Below are 6,103 nucleotides of genomic sequence, written 5' to 3' on the forward strand. Positions count from 1 at the left end.
GGATGAAACGGTTGCGGACCAAAACGGAAGAAACTGCTTTCTGTGATGGAAAGGCGGCGATTCTGCGGTAAAGGGGGGAGGTGGCATGGGGTGCCCATCGGGTTTCATCTCGATATGGAGCTGAGACAGTTAGTCGCCTGGTTGGAGCAAATGCCCCAAGCTGTCATGGTGGTGGATGACCGTGGAAGCGTCGTCGCGGCAAATCCGGAGTTTTTGTATTCCATCCGTCGTGACAGGGAAGAGGTGGAGGGAAAGCCTTTCACCCAATTTGTCGCCATTTCCAAAGAAGCGGTTGATTTCATTCACCATGCCGGCAATTCCTGTGCTTGGTATCAACAGGTAAACGGCAGTGTCATCGCAAGTGACGGGAGTTATTATCCCACGGATGTGCAAATGGTCCGTGGTTGGGACGGGCAGCGCCGGTATCATCTCCTTTTTTTCAACCGAATCACCCGGCGGATCGGGCCTCCTTTGCTGCAACGATTTGCTGATCATATGGTCTCCGATATCCATTTGGGAATCGTGTTGGTGGACGAACACGGGATTTTGACGGAGATCAACAGAGCGGCATGCGATTTGTTCAACGTTCAAAGGGGCAAACTGATTCATCAACCGCTCAAGAAGCTGATGGCCCTTGTATTGCCCGCACAAGAGCGGAATGTGCTGGAAAAAGCATTGACCGGCATTCCTACCCGAAATTATGCGACGACATGGACAATTGGTGAGAAACGCGTTCATCTTCTGGTTGACGCTCATACCTTGAGGGACGAAACCGGTCATATCTTGGGAGCGTACATGGTACTGAAAGATATGACCAACTTGCGTTTGTTGGAGGAACAAATCCAACGAAACGACCGTTTGGCGACAATCGGTCAGATTGCTGCAGGCACCGCTCACGAAATTCGAAATCCGCTGACTTCGATCAAAGGTTTTTTGCAGGTGATCAAGTACGCCCTCAAGGAAAAAGGGCATGTGAAAGAACAGGGATACACGGAGATCATGCTCCGCGAAATCAACCGGATCAACAGTTTGGTCAGCGAATTTCTGCTCCTCAGCAAACCGCGCAACATCAAACTCCGCCCGCTTCAAGTCACCGATGTTTGGAACGAAATGCTACCCATTGTTGAAAATGAAGCGATTTTACATAATATGGAAGTCCAATATGTGCCGGAACGCTCCGTTTTCCCCCTGGTCGTAGCGGATAGTGAGCTGTTAAAGCAGGTGTTTCTCAATCTGTGCAAAAACGCGATTGAGGCCATGGGGGAAGGCGGGATGCTAACCGTGCGGATCAGGTTGGAGGAAGCGGAACAAAAACTGGCTGTCGACGTGCAGGATACCGGGCCTGGCATTCCCCCTTATGCCTTGGACAAGATTTTTGACCCGTTTTTTACGACCAAAGAAAACGGAACCGGACTCGGTTTGCCCGTTTGCCAAAAAATCATTCACGAAATCGGGGGCATGATTCGCGTCTCCTCCAAAGAATGGGGAACCGTGTTCACGGTATTGATGCCGTATCTTGATTAAAGCGTATCTGGTGAATACCGTCCAATGGCTTCCCCGGCTACTATGCGCCCTCCAGGAAAGCAGGTCATGCCCGCTCCGTCCCGGAACGCAGGGCGCGGGCAACGCATGCTCCGCTTAAAGAAGTTACACGGGATTGCAGGGGTTCATTGATTGCATCGTTTGCAGGAGATACTCTCCCTTCCGAAAGTTTGCCGCTCGTGCGGCTTTTCCTTTTGGAAAAAAAGGGCCAACTGTAGTATGATGGAGTCGACAAGGAAAGAGAGATCTCCCGTACGAATACTGGAGTGATGGTTTTGTCGTATCGGGCACTGTACCGTGTTTGGCGGCCGCAGACCTTTCAGGATCTTGTCGGCCAAGAACACATCACTCGAACATTGCAAAATGCATTGGCAGAAGATTCTTTTTCGCATGCCTATCTGTTCAGCGGTCCAAGGGGAACCGGCAAGACCAGCGCGGCCAAAATCATGGCCAAGGCGGTCAACTGTGAAAAAGGTCCGGCACCGGAGCCGTGCAACGATTGTCAAACGTGTCGCCGCATCACCGAAGGCTCCTTAATGGATGTGGTGGAAATCGACGCGGCATCCAACCGGGGCGTCGACGAAATTCGGGATTTGCGGGACAAAGTGAAATACGCCCCGACCGAAGTGCGTTACAAAGTCTATATTATCGACGAAGTGCACATGCTGACGACAGAAGCGTTCAACGCTTTGCTGAAAACGCTGGAAGAGCCGCCGGGGCATGTGATTTTTATCCTGGCCACGACCGAACCGCACAAACTGCCGCCGACGATCATTTCCCGTTGTCAACGGTTCGCGTTTCGCCGGATCGCATTGCCTGAGATCGTCAGTCGCCTTCAATATATCTGCGAAGCGCAATCCGTGGAAACAGATGAGAATGCGTTGCATCAGATTGCACTCGCGGCGGACGGCGGAATGCGGGATGCATTGAGCTTATTGGATCAGGTATTGGCATTCGGTGGTCGGCGAGTGGACGAGGAAACGGTATTGGCAGTGACCGGTTCTGTCTCCCGTACCGAACTGGCGGGGATTTTGAGCGCTTTGGCTCACGCCGATGCCGGTGCGGCACTGGAGCGGGCAGACCGACTGATTATGGGTGGTTTGGAACCGGAACGTCTATTACAGGATCTGATCCATGCCTGTCGGGATTTGTTGCTGATGAAGACCGCACCTCAATTGCCGGAAGTGAAGGATCGGCTTCATCATCCCCTGTGGACGGAACTGGCGGAAAAATGGTCCGTCGACCGGTTGTCCGCAGTGATGGACGGTTTGATCGCGTATCAGCAACAAATGAAATGGACGCCGCATCCGAGAATTGTCCTGGAGCTGGCCATTGTGAACGCGTCGCAGTCCCGGCCAGCGGCGGGCGAGAAGGAGGAAGTCCCCCCTGACACGGTTCGCCGTCTTGAGGAACGAATCCGCCAGTTGGAGGAGCGGCTTCAGTCTATTCAGGGGCAAATCGCCACTCAAGGGTCACCCCAATCCGCAGGATTTCGTCGCCACGATCCCCCTCAAAAAGCGCCGGCACGTTCTGCCGGGGCGTCCGTCGAACAGGATCGGTGGAAGCGTTTGTTGCCACAATCAGACGCAGAAACCTTCCGCCATGTCAAGCAGTGGTGGCCGGATATTCTGCAAAAAGTAAAAGAGCGGAAAATCACGGTTCATGCATGGCTGGTGGATGGGGACCCTGTGATGGCTTCAAAAGACGCTGTAGTCGTCGCATTCAAAAACAAAATTCACCGGGAAACCACGGAAAAAGAGACAAACAAATCGTTGATTGAACAGGTTATGCAGGAAGTGCTGGGCAGTTCGTTCCGGTTGATCACGGTGATGCGTCAGGATTGGGACGCACTTTCCGACTCCATGGCTGAAATGTCTGCTGCGGCGGAAGAGGGAAGGAACGAGGATGCCCCCCGATCCGACGAGGTAATAAAAAAAGCGGTGGAGTTGTTTGGTGAGGATTTGGTGGAAGTGGTCGATTAGGTGCAGGCGCATGTTCGGCCATTTGCTGAAATCGGCTTTACCGGACACACCTTGAAACCGATAAAATAGAAGGGATAACTGCAGGCCTTTCGGCCTATGGGAGGAATCGATGATGATGCGGAACATGAACCAAATGATGAAACAAGTGAAAAAAATGCAGGAACAAATGCAAAAAGCGCAGGAAGAACTGGGTAAAAAAGAAGTGGAAGGCACGGCAGGGGGCGGTGTGGTCAAAGTAGTGATGAACGGGCACAAGCAGTTGGTTTCCGTGGAAATCGCTCCGGAAGTGGTGGACCCGGACGATGTGGAAATGCTGCAGGATCTCATCACAGCCGCTTTCCAAGATGCCCTGAAGAAAACGGATGAACTGATCGCCCAGGACCTCGGCAAATTTACTGGTGGACTCAATTTGCCCGGTTTGTTCTAATGGCAGGGTTGTATCCATAAAATAAAGGCATCAGGAGTGCATGGAAGTGTACGTACCTGAACCCATCTCCAAGTTGATCGAAGGTTTTATGAGGCTGCCGGGCATTGGACCGAAGACGGCCCAACGCCTGGCCTTTTTTGTGTTGAAAATGGAAGAGGAAGACGTAATGGATCTGGCCAAGGCACTCGTCCGTGCCAAACGTGATCTGCGCTTTTGCGCGGTTTGCAATAACATCAGCGACCGGGAGATATGCTCCATTTGCAGCGACAAGCATCGTGACCGGTCGACGATTTGTGTCGTGCAGGACCCCCGTGATGTCATGGCGATGGAACGGACGCGGGAATACAACGGGTTGTACCATGTCCTGCATGGAGCCATTTCACCCATGGAAGGGATCGGTCCGGATGAGTTGAAGATCCCTGAATTGTTGAAGCGGTTGGAAGATGAAACCGTGCAGGAGTTGATCCTGGCGACCAACCCCAATATTGAAGGGGAAGCAACCGCGATGTATTTGGCCAAATTGGTCAAGCCGTTCGGGCTGCGAGTTACCCGGATTGCCCATGGATTGCCCGTAGGCGGGGATTTGGAATATGCGGACGAGGTGACATTGACCAAGGCGCTGGAAGGTCGCCGGGAGCTATAAAGCTTGAGTGTGAAGGAGCGATTCACCATGCAGACACCGATGATTCCCACTCCTCCCTCCATCGATCCCCGTTCACAAAAGACTTCGGCCAAGGTGCAGTTGATTTCCGCCTGGATGCTGTTTCTCAGCTTTCTCACGATGATCCCGATGGAGTATGCTTCTTTGGATTGGGAAAAAACATCGGCAGGTACATGGCGGATCGTCGAAGCGGATCATTTGAGCCTGTCGCTGGCGTTGGCCTATGGTCTCTGGGCATTGTGGACAGTGGTGGGAACCGGCATTTTTCTGGTCGCCGGCGTCGTCAACCGATTCACCTACGAATGTGCGCATGCAGATATCACCTGGCGGGATCTGATCTACTTTTTGGCTTGGGTACAATGCCTGTCGCTCGTGCTTTCCCTTCCCTTTGAATTGTTTCCGGAAGCAGGGGGCAGTGTGAGCTTATTGTATCCGTATTTGCCGCATCTCATCATGTTGGGTCTGGGGTTGATCTTGTTTCGTCATCGCTTGCATCTGTTGGGATTTCGCCGTCCAACCTCCTATGGGTGGATGGTGTTTGCCATCATTTTGCTGTATGTGGTCGTCTTTTTCCGGTGGATCGATCAATGGGTGACCCATCCCGTAGCTCAATATTTTTCATTGGAGTTGGATTCGTGGCGGGAGGAAAGTATCTCCCAAGGCATTTATCAGGCCGGAACATCCGGATGGGGTGCATTGACCGGACAAATCGTGATGTTGGGTATGATCGGCCCTATTGCAGAAGAGATGTTGTTTCGGGGGGCTTTGCAGGAAGTATTGCGGCGCCGCCTCGGTGTGTGGGTGAGCGTTTTGTTGTCTTCCGTTTTGTTTGCACTGTTTCATGTGGATGTCGCCTTGCTGGCGCCTTTATTGGTGTTGGGGCTCATTCTCGGCTCTCTAAAGGCTGTCTTCCGCAGCCTGTGGGCGCCCATTTTGTTTCACATGGTCAACAACACCACATCGGTCATAATGGAATTGTTACATCGATAAACATGGCGGCGTCCGGTTTCATCTTGATCCGGGCGCCAGAGAAAAGACCGGCCCCCCTCCGTTCGAGATCGGGATCGTGTGTCGCCCCGCCGACCGTTCTATTCCCAAGTCCTCCTTCATATGCTTGTACCAAGGGGAGGGATGGACATGGGAATCAAATGGTGGATAATGGCGGGTGCTGGCGGCATGATCCTTTTTATGTTCCTCAGCCGATCCGCTTGGCGACCGCTCAAGTGGATCTGGTACGGGGTGTTGTATACGACGGTAGGGGCGATTGTATTGTTTCTGTTCAACCTGGTGGGCGAATGGATGCATTTCCGCATTCCCATCAATCCGATGACCGCCTTTATCACTGGAGTGCTCGGATTGCCCGGATTGTTGTATTTGGTGATCGTCAAGGGTTTTTTACTGGGTGGATGAACGTTGGATCATGATCATAAAAAAAGTGTTGACGAAACATGTCGACCGTGATATATTAATTCCTGTCGCCGATACGGATGG

At 52.4% G+C, this 6,103-nt stretch carries 6 protein-coding genes; all 6 read left to right on the forward strand.

Going from position 1 to position 6,103, the window contains the following annotated elements:
* Positions 1 to 90: 90 nt before the first annotated feature.
* The 6 genes from JQC72_RS01575 to JQC72_RS01600 all read left to right on the forward strand — a co-directional run bounded on the left by JQC72_RS01575 (position 91) and on the right by JQC72_RS01600 (position 6,022).
* Positions 91 to 1,524, forward strand: coding sequence for an ATP-binding protein (locus tag JQC72_RS01575; RefSeq protein ID WP_205492364.1), 1,434 nt, complete (start codon positions 91 to 93; stop codon positions 1,522 to 1,524).
* Positions 1,525 to 1,811: 287 nt separating this feature from the next.
* On the forward strand, positions 1,812 to 3,524 hold the full coding sequence (gene dnaX, locus JQC72_RS01580) for a DNA polymerase III subunit gamma/tau (RefSeq protein ID WP_335342372.1): 1,713 nt from the start codon (positions 1,812 to 1,814) through the stop codon (positions 3,522 to 3,524).
* A 115-nt stretch (positions 3,525 to 3,639) separates the two neighbouring features.
* The gene (locus JQC72_RS01585; RefSeq protein WP_205492378.1) at positions 3,640 to 3,951 is read left to right on the forward strand and encodes a YbaB/EbfC family nucleoid-associated protein; all 312 of its coding nucleotides are present in this window, start codon (positions 3,640 to 3,642) and stop codon (positions 3,949 to 3,951) included.
* A gap of 46 nt (positions 3,952 to 3,997) precedes the next feature.
* On the forward strand, positions 3,998 to 4,594 hold the full coding sequence (recR, locus tag JQC72_RS01590) for a recombination mediator RecR (protein WP_205492366.1): 597 nt from the start codon (positions 3,998 to 4,000) through the stop codon (positions 4,592 to 4,594).
* Positions 4,595 to 4,621: 27 nt separating this feature from the next.
* Complete coding sequence (locus tag JQC72_RS01595; protein ID WP_205492367.1) at positions 4,622 to 5,602, forward strand: CPBP family intramembrane glutamic endopeptidase; 981 nt, start codon at positions 4,622 to 4,624, stop codon at positions 5,600 to 5,602.
* Between the two features lie 147 nt (positions 5,603 to 5,749).
* Positions 5,750 to 6,022 (forward strand): pro-sigmaK processing inhibitor BofA family protein, encoded by a 273-nt coding sequence (locus JQC72_RS01600; RefSeq protein WP_205492368.1) that lies wholly within the window; start codon positions 5,750 to 5,752, stop codon positions 6,020 to 6,022.
* Positions 6,023 to 6,103: the final 81 nt, after the last annotated feature.

The organism is Polycladomyces zharkentensis, assembly GCF_016938855.1.
In the GTDB taxonomy this organism is placed as follows: Bacteria; Bacillota; Bacilli; order Thermoactinomycetales; family JIR-001; genus Polycladomyces; species Polycladomyces zharkentensis.

Bases quoted from the DNA above. Each gene is read 5' to 3' on its own strand.
- JQC72_RS01600 (WP_205492368.1), top strand. From the start codon at position 5,750: ATGGGAATCAAATGGTGGATAATGGCGGGTGCTGGCGGCATGATCCTT.
- JQC72_RS01585 (WP_205492378.1), top strand. From the start codon at position 3,640: ATGCGGAACATGAACCAAATGATGAAACAAGTGAAAAAAATGCAGGAA.
- dnaX (WP_335342372.1), top strand. From the start codon at position 1,812: ATGGTTTTGTCGTATCGGGCACTGTACCGTGTTTGGCGGCCGCAGACC.
- JQC72_RS01595 (WP_205492367.1), top strand. From the start codon at position 4,622: ATGCAGACACCGATGATTCCCACTCCTCCCTCCATCGATCCCCGTTCA.